This is a genomic window from Shewanella sp. HL-SH4 (assembly GCF_051164845.1).
GTDB classification, from domain to species: Bacteria; Pseudomonadota; Gammaproteobacteria; order Enterobacterales; family Shewanellaceae; genus Shewanella; species Shewanella glacialimarina.
Window position 1 is genome coordinate 4231009 of sequence record NZ_CP195037.1, and the last position, 25122, is coordinate 4256130.

General features: G+C 41.1%; 16 protein-coding genes and 2 pseudogenes. 6 read left to right on the forward strand and 12 right to left on the reverse strand.

The annotated features are described in order from the left end of the window. Positions 1 to 87 precede the first annotated feature (87 nt). From ACRWQL_RS19605 to ACRWQL_RS19615, 3 genes and pseudogenes are all read right to left on the reverse strand, one after another. Positions 88 to 576 (reverse strand): annotated as a pseudogene (locus tag ACRWQL_RS19605) (IS3 family transposase); the annotation flags it as partial. A 318-nt stretch (positions 577 to 894) separates the two neighbouring features. After that, positions 895 to 2166: a group II intron reverse transcriptase/maturase gene (gene ltrA, locus ACRWQL_RS19610; protein ID WP_434951743.1), complete on the reverse strand. Its 1272-nt coding sequence runs from the start codon at positions 2164 to 2166 to the stop codon at positions 895 to 897. 679 nt (positions 2167 to 2845) lie between these two features. Next, positions 2846 to 3543: pseudogene (locus ACRWQL_RS19615) on the reverse strand (IS3 family transposase); the annotation flags it as partial. An 861-nt stretch (positions 3544 to 4404) separates the two neighbouring features. Here ACRWQL_RS19615 and malQ point away from each other — a divergent pair. The 6 genes from malQ (at position 4405) to ACRWQL_RS19645 (ending at position 17045) form a co-directional block, all read left to right on the forward strand. Further along, a complete protein-coding gene (gene malQ, locus ACRWQL_RS19620) occupies positions 4405 to 6768 on the forward strand; it encodes a 4-alpha-glucanotransferase (protein ID WP_434951745.1) in 2364 nt (787 codons plus the stop codon). A gap of 60 nt (positions 6769 to 6828) precedes the next feature. Then, complete coding sequence (gene glgB / locus ACRWQL_RS19625; RefSeq protein WP_434951746.1) at positions 6829 to 9144, forward strand: 1,4-alpha-glucan branching protein GlgB; 2316 nt, start codon at positions 6829 to 6831, stop codon at positions 9142 to 9144. Between the two features lie 154 nt (positions 9145 to 9298). Next, a complete protein-coding gene (gene glgX, locus ACRWQL_RS19630) occupies positions 9299 to 11407 on the forward strand; it encodes a glycogen debranching protein GlgX (RefSeq protein WP_434953439.1) in 2109 nt (702 codons plus the stop codon). After that, positions 11394 to 13973, forward strand: a complete 2580-nt coding sequence (locus ACRWQL_RS19635; RefSeq protein ID WP_434951748.1) for a glycogen/starch/alpha-glucan phosphorylase — start codon at positions 11394 to 11396, stop codon at positions 13971 to 13973. The genes glgX and ACRWQL_RS19635 overlap by 14 nt, the downstream gene beginning before the upstream one ends. A 102-nt stretch (positions 13974 to 14075) precedes the next feature. Then, entirely contained in the window at positions 14076 to 15341 is a 1266-nt protein-coding gene (gene glgC / locus ACRWQL_RS19640; RefSeq protein WP_434931841.1) for a glucose-1-phosphate adenylyltransferase, read from the forward strand. 9 nt (positions 15342 to 15350) lie between these two features. Then, the gene (locus ACRWQL_RS19645; protein WP_434951750.1) at positions 15351 to 17045 is read left to right on the forward strand and encodes a glycogen synthase; all 1695 of its coding nucleotides are present in this window, start codon (positions 15351 to 15353) and stop codon (positions 17043 to 17045) included. A 148-nt stretch (positions 17046 to 17193) separates the two neighbouring features. Here ACRWQL_RS19645 and ACRWQL_RS19650 read toward each other — a convergent pair whose 3' ends face one another. The 9 genes from ACRWQL_RS19650 to ACRWQL_RS19690 all read right to left on the reverse strand — a co-directional run bounded on the left by ACRWQL_RS19650 (position 17194) and on the right by ACRWQL_RS19690 (position 25099). Beyond that, entirely contained in the window at positions 17194 to 18615 is a 1422-nt protein-coding gene (locus ACRWQL_RS19650) for a TonB-dependent receptor (protein WP_434951752.1), read from the reverse strand. 208 nt (positions 18616 to 18823) lie between these two features. Next, positions 18824 to 20038, reverse strand: coding sequence for a pyridoxal phosphate-dependent aminotransferase (locus ACRWQL_RS19655; protein ID WP_226415713.1), 1215 nt, complete (start codon positions 20036 to 20038; stop codon positions 18824 to 18826). Positions 20039 to 20275: 237 nt separating this feature from the next. Then, positions 20276 to 20836, reverse strand: coding sequence for an elongation factor P (efp, locus tag ACRWQL_RS19660; RefSeq protein WP_235084850.1), 561 nt, complete (start codon positions 20834 to 20836; stop codon positions 20276 to 20278). Positions 20837 to 20882: 46 nt separating this feature from the next. After that, entirely contained in the window at positions 20883 to 22100 is a 1218-nt protein-coding gene (gene earP / locus ACRWQL_RS19665) for an elongation factor P maturation arginine rhamnosyltransferase EarP (RefSeq protein ID WP_434951754.1), read from the reverse strand. An 8-nt stretch (positions 22101 to 22108) separates the two neighbouring features. Then, entirely contained in the window at positions 22109 to 23017 is a 909-nt protein-coding gene (locus ACRWQL_RS19670) for a hypothetical protein (protein WP_434951756.1), read from the reverse strand. 124 nt (positions 23018 to 23141) lie between these two features. Then, entirely contained in the window at positions 23142 to 23669 is a 528-nt protein-coding gene (fldA, locus tag ACRWQL_RS19675) for a flavodoxin FldA (RefSeq protein WP_226415720.1), read from the reverse strand. Between the two features lie 51 nt (positions 23670 to 23720). After that, positions 23721 to 23993 carry a LexA regulated protein gene (gene ybfE, locus ACRWQL_RS19680; protein WP_226415722.1) on the reverse strand — a complete coding sequence of 91 codons (273 nt, stop codon included), beginning with the start codon at positions 23991 to 23993 and terminating at the stop codon, positions 23721 to 23723. 8 nt (positions 23994 to 24001) lie between these two features. Beyond that, entirely contained in the window at positions 24002 to 24223 is a 222-nt protein-coding gene (locus ACRWQL_RS19685; protein ID WP_226415723.1) for a DUF2788 domain-containing protein, read from the reverse strand. A 111-nt stretch (positions 24224 to 24334) separates the two neighbouring features. Beyond that, the gene (locus tag ACRWQL_RS19690) at positions 24335 to 25099 is read right to left on the reverse strand and encodes an alpha/beta fold hydrolase (protein ID WP_434951758.1); all 765 of its coding nucleotides are present in this window, start codon (positions 25097 to 25099) and stop codon (positions 24335 to 24337) included. Positions 25100 to 25122 lie beyond the last annotated feature (23 nt).

A 25122-nucleotide genomic window follows, 5' to 3' on the forward strand; every position in this document is an offset into this window, starting at 1 on the left:
ACACACCGTTGGGAATCAAAGACGGAAGATTTCTTGATCATGCCACATCTCCTCTTCCTTAACAAAGAACACCTCGTTGTGTAGTGGTCAAGTAAAATTGGCCACGGTTTTAGAGTCATTCCAATATAAACGTTCTGACTCATTTGGCGTTAACCCACCATTATATTGATGGGGTCTAGTTTCACTGTAATATCAAGTGATGTAATTTGTGATCGCTTTGTCTGCTTCTGTAAAATTCCCATAACCACTTACGGGTACCCATTCAGATTTCAAACTCCTAAAGAAACGCTCCATTGGTGCGTTATCCCAACAATTCCCGCGACGACTCATGCTTTGCTCAATCTGAAGACGCCATAATAATTGCCGGAATTTCAAGCTAGTATAATGCGAGCCCTGATCACTGTGATATACCACATTCTCAGGCTTCCCCCTTAACTCAAACGCCATATTTAAGGCTTTGCACGTCAGTTCGCTATCTGGCGATAATGACAAAGCCCATCCCACAGGTTTGCGGGAAAATAAATCTAGAACAACCGCTAAATATGCCCAACGATTACCGACCCAAAGTAGAGTAAGAGGCAGAGCGTAGTCGAACTATTTCTCTGCTTCTCCTCTCCGAACCGTACGTGCACCTTTCAGCGCATACGGCTCTCCGCTTAATTGTGGCTAACAGCCATGGCAACATCGCTATAGCGAGACGTGACAGTATTTCTAATTTCATCTCTGAGGTAGGGGTTTGCTTCTGGTGATCGCCATCTGAAGGGTAATTTAGGGCTACTCACTAATCTAAATAGTGACGTGCCACATAAATTTCCACGATTGCTTTTACCAAATAACACCCATGTCGTTGCCTGATTTGGTGTCGGACGTTTGATCCATTTCATCATTAACGATTTAATAGAACAACGATATTTCCCTAGCCAACCACTTAGCGAGTTTCCAGAAAATAATACGATCAATTTTGCTGTAAACTTTCGCGGTGTAATCAGTATGTCGATAAAATTGTGCCCAACCCTTAAGTTTGCGATTGAGTTGTTCCACTTTGTCTATCTTGCTACAGCTATGATCCCCTGATAAAGCCTGACTCAATGAATGAGAAAATGCTTTGGCTTTACCGTTTGGAATACCAGACACCACTCGCATATTTCCCTTAGGTCCACGCTTTCGAATGATCCTATGTCCGAGAAATATAAAACCGTCATTCACATGTGTAATATGAGTTTTATCCATATTTAACGTGAGTTGCAGCTTACCTTCTAGGAAGTGTCGACATTGGTCCCGAATTGCCTCTGCTTGTTGTTTATTGCCTTTGACAATCACTAGAAAGTCATCAGCATAACGGCAATAAGCAACGGCAGGTTTCCATTGTCTGTTTTCCTCAACCGCAGGTTTTCGCTTGATTTTGATACTGTGGTTCCAGTACCATCGGTCTTTACGGGCTTTCTTGCTCAAGTAACATTTATCCAAATATTGATCGAACTCATTAAGCATTATGTTTGACAATAACGGAGAAATTACACCGCCTTGTGGTACGCCTTCGCTTGTTGCACAAAATAGGTTACGTTCAATGTGTCCAGCTTTAATGAAGCGCCAAAGCAAATCATTAAATCGACGGCAGTTGATCCGTTTACGAACACATTTCATCAATAATCGATGGTGAACTGTATCAAAATAACTTGATAAGTCACCTTCAACTACCCAGCGGCCTCTAGGCTCCTTGGATTCAGTCATTTGTAGCTTAACTGTTCTAATGGCGTGATGGACGCTACGCTCGGGTCTGAAACCGTAGGATAATGAATGAAAATCATTTTCCCATATTGGTTCCATGGCCATGAGCATGGCACGTTGTACTATTCTGTCTCTAAGCGTTGGTATGCCTAAAGGGCGTTGCTTTCCATTGGCCTTGGGGATATAAATTCTTCTAGCAGGTTTCGGTTGATAGTTACCTGACAATAAGTCATCTCTGATCTCATCAAGGTAACCTACCAAATTCGTCTGTAAATGAATCTTCGTTAACCCATCAACACCAGGCGTTTTAGCACCTTTTGAAGAAAGCGTTACTTGTGCCGCTTGGCTAAGCCAATGCGGATGACTGATAAGGCGCAACAGTCGATTAACGCGGTGCGCTTTATCGGTTGCTGTCGATGTTGCTAATTTGCGTTGCATTTCGCTGATTATCAAAGGTCTTCACCTCATTAAGGTCAGATAATTTGCTCACGCAAATCAATTAAACTGCGCCCCTTCGCCATGTAATGGGCTTTCCCCATCTCAGACTACTACGAACGCTCCGCCAGCTTGTTTGTCATCGGGGTCATACTCCCTTAGCATTCAAAACAAACCTTCCCCGGTTTACCTACCTGAACTCGAACATATTGGGGTGGATGCCGATCGCAGTCTTTGACCTTATCGTACTGTAAGGTGATGATGCTTAAACGCAGAATTGTGATTTAACGTTTATCCATTAATAAGTACATATTTATTACTCATTAACTCGGCAATAGTGCCCATACATTTAGCACTATTGCAGCACCATATTACCTATTAATTCGTGTAGGCAATGGCGACGTTTCAGCCCATAGATGCGGGTTAATCGGTTCATGTTCTTCATCCGTCCAATGCTTAGTCTAGAGGAGCATCTTGGCTTAACGAATTCGCCTCACTCCCCGTTGTCAGCGAGTTACATCACCTTATCAGCATACGATAAGTCACTGCCGCTCAGACTCAACTATCTGCACAACCAGATAGTGCCATAAACAATGTAGCTCCTGCCTTAGTGTTCATGTATTTCAGATAGACTCGTGGTTCATTAAAGCATTCCATGCTAGTGCTGAACTCCGGGCACACCATACGTCACGTCGCCACACCACACTTGATTTGGTTGGGTAACAGCAAACTGTCGATTAAGCGTATTAGGGATAGCTACATGCTCTTGTGTTGCTTTCCTATAAGCATGCTTAGGCTGCTGACAACTGACTAACCCAAGCTTTATCATGAGATTACGAGCTCGATAACGACTGAGATTAATCCCTTTGTTAGTCACTAATTGCGCTATCGTTCGAGCACCGGCAGAGCCATTACTAATACGATGCGCGGTCTTCACTTCACTGCATAAAATTGTAAAATCAGCATCAATATGCTCTTTTCTTTTTAGCCAATATTTATAGCTACTTCTATGCACTTTGAATGCATTACAAATTGTGAGAATAGAGTGGCTCTGCTTGAGTTGGCTGATTAGCGCAAATTGTTCATCGAGTCTGACATCAAGAGAGCGGTAGCCTTTTTTAGGATAAGATTATGCTCCTCAATACGTGCTATGTGTTTCTTCAACTCACGAATTTCAATTTGTTCAGGGGTAATGGGAGAGGCTTTTGGCGTGCCACCCTGGCGTTCTAGTTTTAACTGTCTCACCCATTTATCCATGGTTGATTTACCCACGTTCATCGCCTTTGCAGCTTCGATGATGCTATGGTTTTTATCTAGGACTAATTGGGCTGCTTCAAGTTTGAATTCAGGACTAAATGTTTTTCGGGTTGTCGATCTCATGTGTTCACCTAAAGTAATTTACGAGGTAATAATATCACCTCTATTTAGGTGGCCAAAATAACTATGCCACTACAAAGCAAGTATATTTGCTGAAAGAGTTGATTGAATTCAGTTAGGTGTTTTGAAGTCTATTTACGGTAGTTGGAACAGATCAAATTCAAGTAGCTTATAAGACTGAGAGTATGTGTTTGGTACTATAAGTTATCCGTGAACTGCTAATTTACGCAAACACTCTAACAAGCTTTTGTCCAAAAACGAGTTAACTCTTGTTCTGATTTAGCTTTTACTACAATCACAAATGAAGCTAAATCGAAGAGATAAAAATGCAGGTGCAGATGAGTCAGCGAGTATCCAAAACATGGATGTTTTGGTTAAGCCCACACGGACGTGCTTGCGGCGTCTCGCTGGACCATCTGCACTTGTAGTCAATCTCAAGCCTATGAGAATTTAATTCTATCTGGTTACACTTTTAGTAAAATGAAACCTTCCAACACGCCTTTCTCCAGAAGTAAGCTTGAAGCTCATCAAGCTTTATCATTATCGCTCGGCGATGAACGTCGCATGTATGTTATCGATGCTAATTAACCTCATAGGTATTTTGTGCGGCTTGTTTTGTTACTTTCGCTACTACCTCCTTTGCAACCTCATCTATTATTTGCGCTGTTATCGAACATTTATCGCCCCACTTTTGTGCATTTAAACAACTGTTTTAATGGGTGCTAAAAAAGTAAAATATTCTTATTTATTCATAACGCACTGTAATTAAATAATATTGTCTGTCTTATTATTGTCATTAATCTGTCTTCTTACTGTTACTTAACACTGGCATGGTAGCTGCTATTAGTTGTTATGGTGCAGAGCATGGAGACAAATATGGGGCTAGAGAAGTTACTGTATTTGCAGGGCGTTGGGGCAGAGTTTATTGACTGCTTTGGCAGGCATGTAAAAATTGATCAACACGATAGGCTAGGGATAGTAAAGGCGATGTTGGCACCAAATGGCCATGAGCCATTATCAGCATCCTTAAATAAGCATCTGCCAGTTAATAGCAGTATTAATAAAAGCATTAACAATAGTATCAGTCACGATGAACCTTTAAGTGTTTCTATCGTTGAAGAGACTGTTTATACGTTAGATGCAAAGCCATGGTTATCGATATTACCTTCTTTTCAATACAGTTATGTATCAATGGCCGCTGCCCACATTCATTTACCTGAACAAGATGCTGTGGTTAGGGTTGAAATCATTTTTGATCAAATGAGTCGCCGTTCTATAGATTCACCTAGCAGCATTGTATTTACTTGTCGTACGAGTGACATGGCCATTATTGGTGAGTATTACTACCAAGGTGTTCGTTATTGCCGCTATCAATTTACCCTCAATCAATTTACTGAATTTGCTATTCCTGATGGTTATCATCATATATCGGTAGAAATTGAGTCTGCAGCGAATATAAACACGGTTTCTTCTGCCTCAGCAACTTTACTTATTGCCCCTAATCATTGTTTTGATGCTGGGCTGGTTAAGCAAAACCAACCAAAATTGTGGGGAATAAGCGTCCAACTTTATAGTTTAAAAAAGGGCGGCGAGGGTTTTGATGCAATAGGGGACTTTAACAGCTTAAAAAAAATGATTGAATATAGTGCCTCTATGGGAGCTGATTTTGTCATGCTTAATCCTCTACATGCACTTGATATTGCTAATCCAGACAATTGTAGTCCCTATAGTCCAACAGACAGAAGACGACTGAATCCGCTCTATATCGATCTTGATGAGATGCACAATCGGTTAACTAAAGACGGTAATAGTTATGTTGATATAAAACATAATGATTTTGATGTGAAAATAAATCATTTAAAAAATATTAGTTACAAAAGGGTTTTTGACTATAAATATCGCTCATTTGTAACTATGTATGAATTATTTTCTGTTAATAGTAAGGCTGTAAATTCAAGTTATTATCAACAGTTTCGCCAATTTGTTGAGCAAGAAGGTCAGTCACTGCAGCAGTTTTGTGCAGATCAGGTATCTCAATCTCCCCAATGGCTAACTATGCCAGAAGAGTTTTATGCCTATTTGCAGTTTATCGCGGTAGAGCAACTTAAGGCATGCCAAGCATATTGCACATCCCTTGATATGAAAATCGGCCTGATTGGTGATTTAGCCATAGGCGCATTACTGAATGGCAATGAAGTACAAAGCAATATTGGGCAGTTTTGTACACAAGCCAGTATTGGTGCGCCGCCAGATCCTTTTTCGGCAAGTGGCCAAAATTGGGGGTTAACACCACTAGACCCCGTTAAGCTGAAACAGGCTAACTATCAACATTTTATTGATTTGCTTCGCACCAATATGCGCTTTTATGGTGCAATTAGAATTGATCATGTTATGGGATTACTCAGACTCTGGTGGTGGCCTGTCAATAAACACTGGGGCAACGGCGCCTATGTTTATTACCCATTAGAGACTCTACTCGCCATTGTTTGTATTGAGAGCCATCGCGCTAATTGTGTTGTTATTGGTGAAGACTTAGGCACGGTTCCGCCTGAAATTATCGATGCTATGGCTCAGCGTAATATTTTATCGAATCAATTATTTTATTTTACTACACAACAACATCAGTTCTGTCCGCCTGATTCACACAAAACCAATAGTTTAATGATGTTGGCTAATCACGATGTCGCACCATTAAAAGCTTGGTGGCAAGGTGAAGATTTATTGATCCGTCAGCGCTTAGCGCAATATGAGTCAGAACAGGATTTTATCACCGAAGCTGAGCAACGTGACGTTGATAAATGGCACCTTATTGATTGGCTAGTTATCGGGCTTGGCCAAGTTAAATCTGATGGCCTGCACTTGCCTGATGACGTCAGTTTGTTACTTGCAGAATTACAAACCTTGTTAAACCAATATCATCAGATACCTGTCGACAAACGTGCATCTCACATGGGCTTAAAAAAAGCTTTATCTGAATTAGTTTTCAATCGGTTGCTTAATGCTTGGCTGATTGTGGCGTCAACAAGTAACTCGACATTATTTTGTGTCCAGCTTGCTGATTTGATGGCTGATAACCACTGCGTCAATATTCCGGGAACCTGGAAAGAGTTTCCTAATTGGCAACGCCGATTACCGATGACCTTGACGCAACTGTTTCAAGATAAGGCCATTCAGCAACGATGCCAATTAGTCTTGTCTAGCAGAAATCACCACAACCAAAATGAATAGCCAGAACAATTTAATACCGTTACGCCAGCAAACGACAAAAATTACCTTATGGAAGCCATTATGATGATAACAAGTGCCACCAATATTCATGCTTCAGTGCTTAGTCAGATAAGTGTGGGTCAATTTAACGATGTGTTCTCGCAACTTGGAATGCATTATGTTGAAGAGTTTAAATCACTTGTTGTAAATTGCTTTTTACCTGAGGCAAGTCAGGTTGAGGTGATTGATTTAAAAAGTGGTCGTAAAGTGGCAACACTGACTGCGGTTGATGCTGGTTTTTTTAGTGGCAAAATTCCCCGTCGTAAAAATAAGTTTCAATATCTATTGCGAGTCAGTTACCCGCTCAGTGTGGTTGAGATTATTGACCCTTACCAATTTGATAGCCTACTTGATGATAAAGATGTTTATTTATTCAACGAGGGCTCACAGTTACAAGCTTATTTATTTCAAGGTGCTAATTGGCAAACCCACCAAGGTATTAAAGGGGTTCACTTTTGCGTGTGGGCGCCTAATGCACAAAATGTTGCGCTTGTTGGCGATATGAACCATTGGGATCCGCGCCGTCATATATTAAGACGACATCCAGCAAGTGGATTGTGGGACATCTTTATCGCTGATGTTGATGCCGGCATGCATTATAAGTTTAGTATTGAAGATGCGCAGGGCAATAGGCATGAAAAGTCAGATCCCTACGCCAAAATGATGCAGGCTGCACCGGGTAATGCATCTATTGTGGCTGATGTTGATGCTTATCAATGGCAAGATGCTAACTGGATGACACAAAGGACAGCTAATACACAACAATCTAGTCGTCAAAGTTGCAATCAACCGATGGCAATATATGAGGTGCAATTAGCCTCATGGCGCCGCAAAGGGGACACAGGTGAATGCTTTTATGACTATCAGCAATTAATCGATGAACTTATTCCCTATGTCAAAAAAATGGGTTTTACACATCTGCAATTAATGCCGATCAGTGAATATCCATTTGATGGTTCGTGGGGTTATCAACCTGTAGGCTTGTATGCACCGACCTATCGTTTTGGCAAACCAGAAGGCTTAAAAGCCTTTATCGACAGTTGTCACCAACATGACCTAGCAGTGTTGCTTGATTGGGTACCGGCACATTTTCCTAAAGACCCACACGGCCTGGCTCGTTTTGATGGTTCATGTCTTTATGAACATGCCGATCCACGCCAGGGAGAGCATCCAGATTGGGACACTCTTATTTATAACTATGGCCGAGCGGAAGTTAACAGTTTCTTGTTAAGTAATGCTTATTACTGGTTAAGTGAGTTTCATTTTGACGGCCTTAGATTAGATGCCGTGTCGTCAATGTTGTATTTAGATTATTCAAGAGCGGAAGGCCAATGGTTACCCAATGAACACGGGGGCCGTGAGAATTTAGCTGCGATAAGTTTTCTAAAACGACTGAATATCGAAATGTATCAAGCTTTTCCGGGCATAGATATGGTCGCTGAAGAATCTACCGCTTGGGGCGGAGTGACTCAAAGTACCGAGCATCAAGGTTTAGGTTTTGGTTATAAGTGGAATATGGGCTGGATGAATGACTCGCTTAGTTATTTAAAGCGCGATCCGCTGTATCGCTCTCACCACCACAATGAACTGACATTTGGTTTAGTGTATGCCTATACAGAGCAATTCATACTGTCGGTTAGTCACGATGAAGTGGTGCACGGTAAGGGTTCGCTCATTAATAAGATCCCCGGAGATGACTGGCAAAAATTTGCTACTTTACGGGCCTACTTTGGTTTTATGTGGGCTCATCCAGGCAAGAAGCTGTTATTTATGGGGTGCGAGTTTGCACAGCGAAATGAATGGAATCATAACCTAAGTTTAGATTGGCATTTACTCGAATATCAGCCTCATCAGCAAATACAGCACTGGATAAGTGATCTAAACGCACTTTACCTGCACACCCCGGCATTATATGCACTTGATACTCATCCGGCGGGGTTTAGTTGGCTTGATTGCCATAACGAGGCCAATAGCATTCTAGTGTTTGCTCGATTTGGCAAACAGTCTAATGAGCATGTGGTGATTGTGATCAATATGACACCAACTGTGCACCATGATTTTCGCATCGGCTTACCTCAACATACAGCTTATCAGCAAGCGTTAAACAGTGATGATGCCCGCTATGGCGGATCGAACCTGATTTATGAGCATGCTATCGATGCTGAAGTTCAAGCATGGCAAGGGCAAGATTACAGTGCGCTGATAAAAGTGCCGCCATTGTCCTGTGTGATTTTTACGCCAGTCATTAAATCGTCTGTAAAAACACTCTCGCAACCTAAAACAAAAGCAAAGACTGAGCTTAAAGCTAAATCAAAGCCGAAGACATCTAAAACCTAAGGGTAATCGATAAAAACTGGCTAAGTCCGTTTATTGTTTTTGTGCGTGTGGTAAAGGAGTGGTGAGTATGGTTAATCAAACTGAAAGTAATGATAAGGTTGAGTATAAACCGTCAATTGTCGCAGGCGTTAATCACCTAATACTCGATGAAGGTATGCCTTATCCTTTAGGGGCAAATCTAACCGAGAATGGGGTGAATTTTTCACTGTTTTCAGCCAATGCCACCAAAGTCATATTGTGTATATTTGATCCCATTTCACAGCTTGAAATTGCCCAATACATATTGACCCATAAAACCCATCATATTTGGCATGGTGAGTTAACCGGTGCAAAAGACGGGTTACTTTATGGTTATCGAGTGTTTGGACCATATCAGCCTGAACTCGGTCATCGATTTAATCACCACAAGCTTCATCTTGACCCCTATGCACGAAAGCTGGTTGGTGAATTGCAGCATAGTCATGCCCTTTATGGATACGATGTTGATGACGCCAGTGCAGATCTGTCGTTTAGTCAGCAAGATAATGCCGCCTTTATGCCCAAATGTGCAGTGGTTGATATTGAGCGTATTAAGGCGATACCTATAGCGCCGATAAGGCGCGAGCTTAACCACAGTATCATTTACGAAACCCATGTTAAGGGATTTACCAAACTGCATCCAGATTTACCAAGTGAGATGTGCGGTACATTCGCAGGCCTGTCTCATCCCGCAGTTGTAGAGTATTTAACTCAACTTGGGATCACGGCTATTGAGTTACTCCCTGTACATGCATTTTTTGACGAACCTTTTTTGGTAGAGAGAAAACTCAATAATTATTGGGGTTATAACACAGCAGGATTTTTTGCACCGCACCCACAATATCTGGCATCAGATGATATTGCTGAGTTTAGGCACATGGTGTCAAAGATGCACCAGGCCGGTGTCGAGGTTATTTTAGATGTGGTTTATAACCATACTGCAGAAGGTAATCATTTAGGCCCAAGTTATCATTTTAAAGGCATAGATAACGCAAGCTATTACCGTTTAATGCCTAATGAACCTCGCTTTTATATTAATGATACTGGCTGTGGTAATACCCTTAATGTTAACCATCCTCAGGTTTTAATGTTAATCATGGACTCATTACGGTACTGGGTTGAAGTGATGGGAGTAGATGGTTTTCGCTTTGACCTTGCTAGCTGTTTAGGCCGTGAAAATTATGGCTTTGACCCAGGCAGTGGATTTTTTGATGCGTTAATGCAAGACCCAACATTGTGCCGGGTTAAATTAATTGTTGAGCCATGGGATATTGGCCCCGGTGGATATCAATTAGGTAATTATCCTGTGGTATTCAGTGAATGGAATGACAGATACCGTGACACCATGCGCCGATTTTGGCGTGGAGATAATGGCATATTGTCTGAGTTTGCCAAGCGGTTCCATGGCTCAAGTGATTTCTTTGAACACAATGGCCGTGGCCCCGCGGCAAGTATTAACTTTATTACTAGTCATGATGGTTACACTCTGCATGATTTGGTGTCTTATCAAGCTAAGCACAACTTGGCTAATAACGAAGATAATAGAGATGGTCATCAAGAAAACTTCAGTTGCCATTATGGGGTAGAAGGCGAAACAGAAAGCAGCAAGATTAATACTGTGCGCAGCCGTCAAAAACGTAATTTTTTAGCGACTTTATTGCTATCTCAAGGCGTACCTATGTTGTTAAGTGGCGATGAAGCTGGCCACACCCAACAAGGAAACAATAATGCCTACTGCCAGGATACGCCTGATAATTGGTTCAACTGGCAAGCCATTGACTGGGATTTGGTTCATTTCACCCAAGAATTGATCAAATTGCGCAAGCATTACCCTTTGCTATGTCATAAAGAGTTTATCCACCAGCCTGAAGCCTTATTTGATAATGGCATTGCCTGGTTCAATAAACTAGGTGAGCCAATGACCAAAACGCTGTGGAGTGAACATCACTGCCGCACATTAACCGTTATTGTTACTGGCAATTTGCTTGAAGCTGAAGTCGGCGCCATTCCCGAAAATACCCAAGCGTTAATGCTATTTATTAACGCTGATGAACAACAGCAAACCTTTCACCAACCTAACTTAATCCATTTTGGACATTGGTCCTGTGTGTTGCATACCCAAAGCGATACCCAGATAGATGTTGCACAAACTCAAGCTAATCTTGATGGGAAATTTTACCTTCAACCCCGTAGTTTGATGATATTTCATAGCCATTTTCAAGGAGTGGAACATGACCGCAGCTAAAACTGTTAGTGCGAATAAATCGACAAACAAAAAGCCAGCTAAGCCCAAGAGTCACACTAAATCAGAGTCTGAGTCAGAATCTAGCGCAAAGAGTACATCCTTAGCCAGTAATGCGTTAACTGATCAAGTGTTAACCAAATCTGAACCTTGCGATCCCTGTGATTCATTGGCAGCAAGTGTTGCAAGGCAAATTCGTTATGGGTTATGCCACAGTGAGCACCAAGACTCATCGCTGTTTGAGGCTTTAGCATTAGGTGTCAAAGAGCAAATGCTCGATAAGTGGCGATCTACTCGTATTAAAGATAATCAATTTGATCAAAAACAAATTGCCTATTTGTCACTTGAGTTTTTAATGGGACGTGCTTTAGGTAATGCTTTACTGAGTTTAGAGTTAACTGACGAGACCCGTAAACTGCTCACTGACTATGCCATTCAGCTAGAAGTCATTGAAGAATATGAGCATGACGCAGGCCTTGGCAATGGTGGACTGGGGCGACTCGCTGCATGTTTTTTAGATAGCTGTGCCAGCCTTGACTTAGCCGTGACGGGCTATGGCATTCGTTATCAATATGGCATGTTTGCCCAAAAAATAGTCAATGGATATCAAGTAGAAAAGCCCGATCGCTGGTTACGCCAAGGTAACCCCTGGGAAGTGAGAATGCCCCACAGGATTGTGTCAGTACCCTTTTTTGGCCACTGCACAACCTATCAAGATAAGGCCGGTAATACTCAGCATGTTTGGCAAGATTGTCGCTCAGTGCTGGCTGTGCCCTACGACATGCCAGTACCAGGTTACCGTAATGGCCGTATAAATACCCTAAGGCTTTGGAAAGCAGAAGCTAATGATGATTTCGATTTAGCAGAATTTAATGATGGCGATTATGCCGAAGCGGTGGCCGATAAAAACTTAGCAGAACAAATTACTATGGTGTTGTACCCCAATGATGCCAGCGAGAATGGTAAAGAATTACGCTTAAGACAACAGTACTTTTTAAGTTCAGCAAGTTTACAGGACTTATTGGCCCGATATGTGGCGATATACGGTGAAGACTTCAGTCAATTCAGTGCTAAAAATGCAATTCAGCTTAACGATACTCACCCAAGTATTGCCGCGCCAGAATTAATGCGCCTATTGATGGATGAACATGGCTTAGGTTGGGATAGCGCCTGGTCAATCACCTCACAAACCTTAGCTTACACTAACCACACTTTATTGCCGGAAGCGCTTGAGCGCTGGCCGGTACCATTAATGCAGCATATGTTGCCACGCATTATGCAAATTATATTTGAAATCAACGCTCGATTCCTTGAACAGGTTGCCCATCAATGGCCGGGGGATGTGACTAAGTTAGCTGCGATGTCGATTATTGAAGAAGGGCCAGTGCAACATGTTCGTATGGCTTACTTAGCCATTGTGGCCAGTTTTTCGGTCAACGGTGTAGCAGGTTTACATACGCAGTTATTAAAAGCAGGCTTATTTAATGATTTTTACCAATTATGGCCAACTAAATTTAATAACCGTACTAACGGTGTCACACCAAGACGTTGGTTAGTGAATTGTAATCCTTTATTAACCGATTTGATCAATAGCAAACTTGGAGATGCCTGGATTAACGATTTGTCGCATTTAACCGCGCTAAATGCGTTTACCTCTGATAAAAAGTTCGTCAAACAGTGGGCCGAAGTGAAACATGCCAATAAGCAAGTGTTGGCAAGGTTTGTGTTGGCAGAAAGTGGTGTGCCGTTTGATACAAGTATGATGTTTGATGTGCAGGTAAAGCGTATCCATGAGTACAAACGCCAGTTGCTTAATATCATGCACGTTATTCACCTGTACCAGAGAATACTAGCTGGCGATACTCAAGACATGGTTCCGCGCTGTGTGTTGATTGGTGGTAAAGCAGCGCCAGGTTATGCGATGGCCAAACAAATTATCAAGTTAATCAATAATGTGGCGCATATGATTAACAATGACCCAGCTGTTACGCCGTATTTACGGGTTGCCTTTTTGCCTAATTATAATGTCAGTGCAATGGAGAAAATCTGCCCAGGTACCGATTTATCAGAACAAATATCAACCGCAGGTAAAGAAGCCTCTGGCACCGGCAATATGAAGTTTATGATGAATGGCGCGCTAACAATTGGCACCTTAGATGGCGCGAATGTTGAAATGTTAGCGGAGGTCGGCCAGGAAAACTTTTTCTTGTTCGGCTTAACCGCAGAGCAAGTCCAATCACTCAAACCCCATTATCAGCCACAAAAGTATATTAACGCCTCCCCAGCGCTACAAGGAGTACTTGATATGTTAGCTGGTGGCCATTTCAATTTAGTTGAACCCGGCATATTCGACAGCATCATCAATGCCATTAAAGATCCCCACGATCAATGGATGCTAGCAGCAGACTTTGATGAGTACTGCGGTGCGCAATCAGCCGTGGCCAAACTTTATAGCGATCAAACCTTGTGGCAGCAAACCAGTATTCGTAACACTGCTGCCAGTGGCCGATTTTCAAGTGATAAAACCATCGCTGGCTATCGTGATGATATTTGGCTCAAACATGTGTGATGTCTAGGTTTTGAAAGTAATCAAAGTAATGTCAGTTAAAAAGTAACAACAGGGATGTTAACGCCCATTTAAACCTAATCGTGTTGTCTATGGAGTGAATGTATGAATAAAAGTGTACGGTATATTAGTAATTTAACGCGTGATACTTATGCGATTATTCTCGCTGGTGGTCGTGGTTCTCGCTTGCATGAGCTGACCGACTGGCGTGCAAAGCCTGCGTTGTACTTTGGGGGTAAGTATAGAATTATCGATTTTCCTTTATCAAATTGCATCAACTCTGGCATTAGACGGGTTGGGGTGGTGACACAGTATAAATCCCATTCGTTGATCCGGCATGTTACAAGGGGCTGGGGCCATTTTAAGAAGGAACTGGGTGAATCAGTTGAAATATTACCGGCATCACAGCAGACCTCAGGTAATTGGTATGAAGGCACCGCAGATGCTGTGTTTCAAAATATTGATATTATCCGCCATGAAACGACCAAGTATGTGATGATTTTATCTGGCGATCATATTTACCGTATGGATTATGCGGGTCTGTTGGCGGATCATGCTGAGTCTAATGCCGATATGACGGTTTGTTGTTTAGAAGTACCTTTAGAAGAGGCCGCTGGTGCATTCGGGGTTGTTGAAGTTGATGAAAATAATCGTATTATTGGCTTTGAAGAAAAGCCAGCACACCCAAAGCCTATTCCAGGTAAACCTGATAAATGCTTAGCATCTATGGGCAACTATGTTTTTAATACCAAGTTTTTATTTGATCAATTGAAAAAAGATTCGGTCAATGAACACTCTGAACGCGATTTTGGTAAAGACATCATTCCCAATATTATTAAAGAGCATAACGTGTATGCCTTTCCGTTTATCAGTGCCATTGAAGATGAGCCCGCTTATTGGCGCGATGTGGGGACATTAGAATCGTTTTTTCAGGCCAACATGGAGTTGTTGTCACCGACACCGGCGCTTAATCTTTACGATGCGAAATGGCCTATTTGGACTTATCAAGAGCAACTCCCTCCGGCTAAGTTTGTCTTTGACGATGATAATCGACGTGGAATGGCGGTAGATTCAATTATTTCTGGCGGTTGTATTATTTCCGGTGCAAAAGTAAAACGCAGCGTGTTGTTTGACGAAGTCAGAGTGTGTTCCTATTCATTAGTTAAAGACTCTGTGCTGTTACCCGATGTTGTGGTACTTAAAAACTGTAAAATTAAAAACTCTATTTTGGATCGCGGTTGTATTATTCCTGAGGGCATGGAAATTGGTTATAACCATGATCACGATAGAGCTCGCGGCTTTAGAGTATCAGAAAAAGGCATCACCTTAGTCACGCGTAAAATGCTCGGGCTCGCGGTTGGTTTTGAATAAGGAATGTTAATGAATAAAGTGCTATTAGTCGCCGCTGAAAACGATGCCTTGATTAAAGCCAAAGTCGGCGGCATGGGGGATGTTATTCGCGATCTCCCCAAGGCATTAAGTGAGTGTGGGATATCTGCCGATGTCGCCATGCCTGAGTATGGCTTCTTAAAGGATTATTATTGCGCCGATAAAGTCACTGACATTGAAGTGTCTTTTGGTGGGGCAATGGAAAAGATAAGCATCTATAGGATCCCACGGCCAGGAAGTAAAGCACAGGTTTGCACAGCCAATGGGTCTAGCGAGCAAAATAGTTGGGTATATTTATTTGCCCATCCTATGTTTAATCAAGCCGACGGCAGCATTTATACTCAAGGTTCCGCTGACAGGCCTTTTGCTGATGATGCAGATAAGTTTGCCTTGTTTTGTTTAGCGGTTGCCAGTGCATTAGTGCAAGGTAAACTCGGACATTATGATGTGATGCATCTACATGACTGGCATACCGCAATGATTGCGATGCTCAGGGAATGTGTGGATGATTTTGCATCATTGAAACAGCTCAAGTGTATTTATACTATTCACAACCTAGCGCTGCAGGGCATAAGACCTTTAACTGGCGATAAATCGTCATTATGTCATTGGTATCCGCAATGGTTTTTTGCCAATCAACTTGATAACTTGCCCAACGGCATTGTTGACCCAAGGTATCCTAATTGTGCAAACCCGATGCGCATGGGGATTGTGTTTAGTGACAAAGTGCATGTGGTATCACCGACTTATGCTAAAGAAATATTATTAGCATCTCATCCTGAAAAAGGCTTTTATGGTGGCGAGGGACTAGAGCAAGATTTACAGTTGAAAGCTGCAAATCAGCAGCTTGTCGGTATTATTAATGGCTGTGATTATACAATTGATGATAACCATGCCCAAAATACAGCCGATAGCGCTCGTTCTAAAACCCAGCAAGTATCAAAGTCTCAATCCGAAAATCTCACATTTCAAAGACTGGATTTGTTGAGCACTGCCCAGGATGCATTGATTCAGTGGCAAAAGTATAAATCAGTGGTTTCATCAACCGACTTTATCGCTAATATACGAGTCGATCAGCATATTCGTCGGTATACAAATATTGACAGCAGTTATCCGGGACTACTGGTGACCTCTGTAGGGCGATTAACGACACAAAAGGTGATGCTTTTTTTAACCAAAATAGCCAATGGTAAAACGGTATTAGATCAATTACTGATTAATCTAAAACAGCAGCAACCAGATGCTTTGTTTATGCTACTTGGCAGTGGTGATGAGCAATTGTCAAATCAGCTTAAAACGATATGTGCCCAGTATGCTAATAGTATCTTTTTAAATGGTTACGACGAGCAATTATCACAGCTACTGTATCAACAGGGGGAGTTATTCTTAATGCCTAGCTCATTCGAGCCCTGTGGTATTAGCCAAATGTTAGCCATGAAACACGGTCAACCTTGTTTAGTCCATGGCGTCGGCGGGTTAAAAGATACGGTTAAACATGATGAAAATGGTTGGGTGTTTAATGGTGATGGAATTGAAATGCAGGCTAATAATTTTATCTCGCAATTTAATCAATGCTTACAAAGTTACGGCACACTTCCATGGCAACAGATTAAACAGCAAGCCAGTATGGCAAGATTTGATTGGCAAACGGTGGCTCAGGCGTATAAAGAACATTTGTATAATTGATTGATGTTTGCAACTATTGATTGTCGTTGCTACTAAAGTGACAAAAACTGCATAAAAAAGCCATTAACGTAATGTTAATGGCTTTTTTTGTATTTTATTTTGAGAAACGTTGTTAAGTAAATCTAAGATTGTCATCAAGCAATATTGTTTACTTGCTCGCGCCTCTATAACCGAATAACTTATGCTTAATCACTTCTTCAGCAACAACCTCTGGCAGAGCTAGTTTCCATTCATCAGATCCACGTGCCAGCTGTTTGAGGATCTCACGGGAATAAATACTAAATAGCTCTATATTACTGGTCTCTATGCCTTTGATAAAACCATTATCAACTAAATGGCGATACAGGTAACGAAGATTAGCCGGCACAGTCACATTGGATAAATCGTTTAATGCCCCTTTATCATCCAATTCTGGATAAACGAATAAACGGGTATTGTCTGGAAATAATTTACCAAAACCTTCTAAAATACCGCCCTCAAGGCCGCGATAGAATTCAACATCAAAAATTTGTTTAATGTTAATCATGCCAACAACAATGCCAATTTGTAGGTTGGTAAATTGGCGGAAGTAGGCTCTTAATGAGAAGTAACGGGTATAATCTGATACCAGCACGTTATAACCCAATAAATTTAATAGGCGAACCCGTTCAAGAATGTCTTTCTCAGACATATTCGCATCGTTACCTTGCAAATCATTTAATGATATTTCAGCGATCAAAATGGTGTTGTCTTTGTCAACGCCCTCTAATTCAGCAAAAGCCTTTTGACCTTGTTCAATCATATCCACATTAAGCTTAGTGACCGGCTTAAATGACCCGCGAATAGTCAGCACGTTTTTCTTGTAAAGCATCTCAGCGGGTACGCCAATGGTGCCATCAGGCTTAAACATCACAGCACGGGTTTTCCAGCTGCGAATTAGATGGATATTTTTAGCTTTATTGTCAATGTCTTCAAAGTAAGGGCCTTGAAATTCAATCGAGTCTATTTCAACACGATTGGCTTTCATATTATCGGTTAACGAATCAATTAATTTCTTTGGATCTTCGAAGTAATAGTAGCTGCCATAAATTAAATTCACACCAATAATACCCAGTGCATGCTGCTGGTCTTCTGCATTGTCATCAAACATGCGCACATGGACCACAATATTTGATGGTTCTGCACCTGGGTACATTTGCACTCTAACACCACACCATGCATGGCATTCATTGTCTTTATTGAAGCTTTTAGCTGCCACAGTGGCGGCATAACTGAAGTAACGTGATGAGCGTGAACGTACATCAGCAACACGTTCAACTACTAAGTCGTATTCTTGCTCCATCATGGCAAGTACACGGCCTTTACTGACATAGCGGCCATTTTGCTGTACGCCATAAATGGCATCGGAAAACTTCATGTCATAGGCTGACATGGTTTTAGCAATAGTGCCTGCCGCGGCTCCTGCAACGAAAAAATTACGCGCCACCTCTTGGCCAGCGCCAATTTCAACTATGGTGCCGTATTTCTTATCATCCAAATTAAGTCTAAGGGCTTTTTCTTTGGTACTGCGAGAACTGACTTTCTTGTCCATATTACTTCCGAACTGAATAATAAATTTGCTGACTAATCATAGTGTAAATCACACATTTTTTAAATGCTTTGAATACGTGTTCATACAATTAAAGTGAATTCAATAATGATATGACAGCAGGCTATAGTTGAATCTAGGCTTGGCAAAAAAACAGGGGCCGAATTAATCAGCCCCAGTTGTTTGTACTTTAATATGTATTGCTAATGATTTATTGGCGATAATCTTCTAAAAAGTGACCAAACTCCTGTAATGCTTTGGTGAGATCTTCTTTATGAGGTAAAAAAACCACCCGTAAATGATCAGGTTCTGGCCAATTAAATGCGGTACCTTGCACAAGTAAAATCTTCTTTCGCTTAAGTAATTCAAGCACTAAGCGCTCATCATCGCGTAAATTAAACTTTTTCATATCTAATTTGGGAAAAGCGTACAGTGCACCTTTAGGTTTTTTACAACTGACACCCGGTATTGAATTTAATAATTCATAACAAGCATCACGCTGCACTGTTAGCCGACCCTTAGGTAAAATAAGTTCATTGATAGATTGATAACCCCCTAAAGCCGTTTGAATTGCATGTTGATTCGGCACGTTGGAGCATAACCGCATTGAAGCCAGCATTTCTAAGCCTTCAATATAGCTTTTAGCCGCTTTTAAATTACCGGTTAGCATCATCCAGCCCACTCGAAACCCAGCGGCTCGATACGCTTTTGATAGGCCATTAAAGGTCACAGTTAAAATATCATCTGATAATGAAGCCGCGTGAACATGTTGCGCTTCATCATAGAGAATTTTGTCGTAAATCTCATCGGAAAACAAAATCAAATCGTGTTGACGACAAAGCTCAATAACTTGTTGTATCAGTTCGCGCGAATACACAGCACCAGTGGGATTATTAGGATTGATTAACACAATACCGCGGGTGCGAGGACTGATCTTACTTTTCATATCCTCAATATCAGGAAACCAATCTGCTTCTTCATCACATCGATAATGTACCGCTTTACCGCCAGACAAGTGAGTTGCCGCCGTCCATAATGGATAATCCGGTGACGGGATCAACATTTCATCACCTGGGTTGAGTAAACCTTGCATCGCCATCACAATCAGTTCCGATGCGCCATTACCGATATAGATATCTTCAATATCAACGCCAAAAATACCCTGAGATTGATAATGTTGAACGATAGCTTTACGGGCAGAGAATAATCCTTTTGATTCACAGTAACCTTGAGCACTGGGCAGGTTTAAAATCACATCACGAACAATTTCTTCAGGCGCTTCAAATCCGAATGGTGCAGGGTTGCCAATATTCAGTTTTAATATCCGGTGTCCTTCATCTTCTAAACGGCGGGCTTCTTTGTGTACAGGTCCACGAATGTCGTAACACACAGTATCTAATTTATTCGATTTGATGATTGGACGCATACTACTCTCTATAAAATACTACTAAGTAAGCGAACCATAACGAATTTATAAAGAGAGTGGAAGTGTCAAAATGAGATTTCATTAAAGATTTTTAGTGAATAATTCTAATTGGCAGACTGAAATTAGCGTTTCTATCTTATTTTGTGGGGCAGGCAATAAGGATTTTAGTTTTTTATGCTACTTCAAAACAAAAAAGCCAGCAATTAAGCTGGCTTTTAGACAATTTACAAGATGTGATTAAACACGTTTCTTGAATTCGCCTGTACGGGTATCAATCTCAATTTTATCGCCAACTTTTACGAAATCAGCAACAGTAACCGTACCGCCACCAGTAATGGTAGCTGGCTTCATTACTTTACCTGAAGTATCACCGCGAGCTGATGGCTCGGTGTAAGTGACTTCACGTACAATGTGAACCGGTAATTCTACAGAAATTGCTTTGCTGTTGTAGAAAGTTACCTGACACTGATCTTCCATACCGTCAACGATGTAAGCAGCTGCATCGCCTAAATTGTCAGCTTCAACGTCGTATTGGTTGAATTCTTCATCCATAAATACATACATAGGATCAGCAAAGTAAGAGTAAGTACAATCTAGACGTTCTAAAATAATATCGTCTAACTTGTCTTCACCTTTAAAGGTTTGTTCAGTACCAGAGTCAAGCAACAAGTTTTTCAATTTTAGCTTAACAATTGCAGCATTACGGCCAGAACGAGTTGTCTCAGTTTTTTGAACAACCCATGGGCTGCCATCTAACATGATCACGTTGCCAGGACGGATTTCATGAGCAGTTTTCATTACATTATTTCCTATAATTTATCGATTTCTTATTTCGAGCAGTATCTTAGCGACTTTTCACGAATTGAACTAGTCGCGAAGCAAGATCTGCATCATTTAATGCGGTCATTGGCCATTTTTTAGCATACTGTAATAAAGGCAAATGATTAAATTCGAGTTTTTGCCAATGATTGACGATGTCAATTTGATCACCTTGGTTAAACGACAAGTTCAATTCACACCAAGGCTTGGCTAAATCAGGCGCTAGATTATCGCAGTAAACTTGCATAAAAGCTTGTAATTTTATTAGATGATAATCATCTTCTTGCGGATATATATGCCAAATAAACGGTTTTGCCGCCCATTGTGCCCTTAAAAAAGAATCTTCGCCGCGTACTATGTTGAAATCACAGCTCCATAACAGTTGATCATAACCTTGTTGATCTGTCATCGGTAAAATGTGCAGCGTCACCGAATCGAGCAGAATTTGCTGACCTGCGACTAACTCATTTACATGACAAGGTAATAAAGCACTGAGACTATTTAAGCTTCTGCCTTTTGGAATAAGTAAGTGAATTGGCGTCGCCGATACCTGCCAATGCTTAATAAGTGCGGGGAGGGCGTTTGTTTCATAACTAAATACTGAAATGACAATATGGTGCGCTTCAATGCCACTGAGGCCGAGTTTGTCGAATAATGCCAGTTTATTGCTATCATCATTTTGCCAGTTATCGCGCTGAACAAATAAATCTTGTTCGCATATTAATCCGCCGGTTTTGACACTAAAACCGGGGAAATAAAAATGCTTGATTAAACCGGATAGTTGAGTCGAGGGTAAACCATGGCAACCTTCAACCCAGTCTTCAGCGGATAAATATTCTAAATTCAGCCAAACAGGTATTTGGTCTAAATGTGTGTGTTTTAGTTGAGTAAGCGTATTTATAACAGATGAAGGTAATTCACAGGCAAAAGCTTCGATTAACACTGAACCTGCAATAAAGCTTATTTCTGTTGCTTTATTCCAGTGAATAATATTAACGTCAGAAAAATTTTGTTGGTTAAGATGAGGATTTAATGCCGGTAAAATATGCGAGAAACTGTTTAAATCATCCACCCATAAATTGACCTGAATACTGTATTCAGCAGCAAGCTGTTTGGCTAATCGCCAAGTGACGCCTATATCCCCATAGTTATCTACCACTACACAGAAAATATCCCAGTGTTTAGCATAGGTTTTGTTTGTTAAGTGAGCAGGGGTGACTTGAGTGTTCAATGTAGTTTTCATCCAAATGGCTAACGAGAGATGAATTGATCTAGTTTAACTTTAATTTTAAGCATGCGCTTGTGACAACTCGCCGCTATTCGTTCAATTACTTTATTGGGCTCAAATTTAAAGTGAGTGATTTTTTGCTTAGCTTTATGCCAGTAAATAATCGCCAAGCGTCTGTTAGTGAAGCTTTTATTCGGTTTTTTAAAGGCATCTCTAAAGTAATAACTTAAGGCTCGTCTGCCCCTGATCCCTGCATAGAAGTAATCTTGATCAATTGTGCCCAGTCTAAATTGCAGAATAACCTCCGACAGCATATTTAAATGTTGTAATGCGCGTGGAACACGGTGACCTACTGCGTATATTTTCAATACAGTTAATGCTTGTTCAAACCTTTGTACATGCAATTTATCGGCAATAGACAGTGGATCATATATTACCGTTAGCGGGGTTTTACAGCCTTTACCGTCCAGTGTTTTCATATCACTTATGCGACTATCTTGGGCATTCATTACAATAGAGTCCCAAGGGGCGATGGCTTTACAATAAGTACTTTGCGGCATCATCAATAAGGCTTTATCCAAGCCTAATCTGTCTGCATGTAAGCTAAGGGCAAACCCGCCTAAACTTGTGCCATAACCTACTTTACTTGGAAACATGGCAATGGCGTGTTTAAGCTTATCTAAGTATGAGATAAACATTTCACTGTCAAAATAATTGCCTTCACCGATATGATTAAAGGCAATAATATTCAGTTTACGATTAGCGAAGTAATCAAAGCTCCACACTGGCGCATCAGGGGCGGCATCGATATTGGGTATACTTTGACAGACAGGAGGAAACGTAACCATTATAGGTTGATTAACATCGAATATATGGTATTTCACCACCACGTTATCAATGATCTCCCGCGTCTCAATATTCAGCTTTAGCATAAAATACCGCTTTAGTTTACATAGTAAAAAAGCGGCTAAGGCCGCTTTTTAGTGAAGATTTATTCTAGACTTTTATAATAGATGCTGTTTATCAATAAGCTGCTATTTAATAGTCTTTAAGGATTTAGTCTTCTAATTCAGCTAAACACATTTCTTCATAGATTTGTTTAACCCATGCATCAACACGTTCTTCGGTTAATTCGGGCTGACGGTCTTCATCAATGCCTAAACCGACAAAGTGATCATCATCTGCTAAACCTTTAGATGCTTCAAAGTTATAACTTGCAGTTGGCCAGTTGCCAATAATAATGCCGCCACGGGCTTCTACTATGTCACGAACCATGCCCATAGCATCTAAGAAATACTCAGCATAATCTTCTTGGTCGCCACAACCAAAAATAGCGATTAACTTATCGTTAAAGTCAATTTGCTCAAGTTCAGGGAAAAAATCATCCCAGTCACATTGTGCTTCACCGTAGTACCAGGTTGGAATGCCGAATAGTAATAAATCATATTCTGCAATTTGCTCTTTGGTGCTTTTGGCGATGTCTTTAACATCGATCATTTGCTTGCCCAGTTTTTTCTGGATCATTTTGGCGACAGCTTCGGTATTACCTGTGTCGCTACCGAAAAATAGACCTACAGTTGCCATGGGGTATCCTTTCAATATCAATTTCGCTTAGTGCGATGTTCAAATAACGAATCAGTTGTCGATTTGCTGTTGCAGAATATGTTCGATTAACTGGCTACGACTAATGTTACTGGCCAAAGCTTGTTGGTTCAAGGCGTCATATAAATCTTGTGACACCTTTAACTCTATCCGCTTTAAACCGTTAGCGCGATCACGCTGAATTTGGTTACGCTTGTTGATCTTCAGTTGCTGTTCACGATTTAATGGATTACTTCTAGGTCTTCCACGCCGTCTTTCGCTGTCAAAAAGATCAATGGTTGTTCTGTCTGCTGTTTCTTTTGCCATGTCTCTTATTAACCAATACCTGAGCCTTCCCAGGTCATTTGAATAATGCCTTTTGCCACAAAACCTGCACAGCCTAAAAATAATACGCTCCAAACAACGTAACGTCCAAATTTTGGTACGTTGCCTTGCTTTAGCACATCGCTTATAGCCATGCCGATAAAAAAGAAAATTGCTGCAAAAAAGAAATTTAAGCCAAAGGTTTCAATTTGTTCCATATATTGATTGAGCATACTTTACCTTTACTAACTTCTTTAGATTGCAAAAAAGAGGCGCGAATATATCACATCAGAGTCACAACGGCTATCTGTCACTGTGTAAATGGTGTAAAAATAGCCATGATTTTAACGTAAAAAATTTGCCACTATCCGATTAAATATTTCAGGCTTTTGCGCATGCAACCAATGACCTGCGCCATTGATTGTTTTTGCACTCACCTGTGGAAATTGCGCAACGATAGCATCGCGATGTTCCGCCATGACATAGTTAGACTCATCACCACGAATAAACAAACAAGGTTTATCGTAATGCAGTGGACGATGATCATCGGTTAACTGCCAGCCAATAATACGGTCGTAACAGTTAATTAGCCCAGTTAAGTTCATCTTCCATTCAAAGCCGTCATCTGTTCTTTGTAAATTTTTCAGTAAAAACTGGGCAGTGCCTTCATCAATGCCGGAATTGATTAAATGCACCAATGCGGTTTTGCGATTGGTATCTTTATCTAACACTAATGAACTTAGGCCAGCAAACACCGTTTGATGGCGAGGTTGATATGTCACTGGGGCAATATCAGCGACGACAAGACTGTTAACGCGCTCTGGATACAATAGGGCAGTCGCCATAGCGATTTTTCCGCCCATGGAATGACCCACTATTTTAACTGAGTTAAATCCTAACTCATCTATCAATGCAATGATTTCCTTAGCTAGGCAGGGATAATCCATTGTCGACCAATGCTCACTTAGGCCATGATTAGGCAAGTCAACTCGAACGACTTGAAAATCATTTTCAAGTGACGTGCCTAAAGACTTTAAGTTATCTAAATTTCCAAACAAGCCGTGAATTAAAATGACCGGCTCACCAGCGCCTGAGATGACGTAATGCATGTTGTTACCTAAGGTGTGACTTT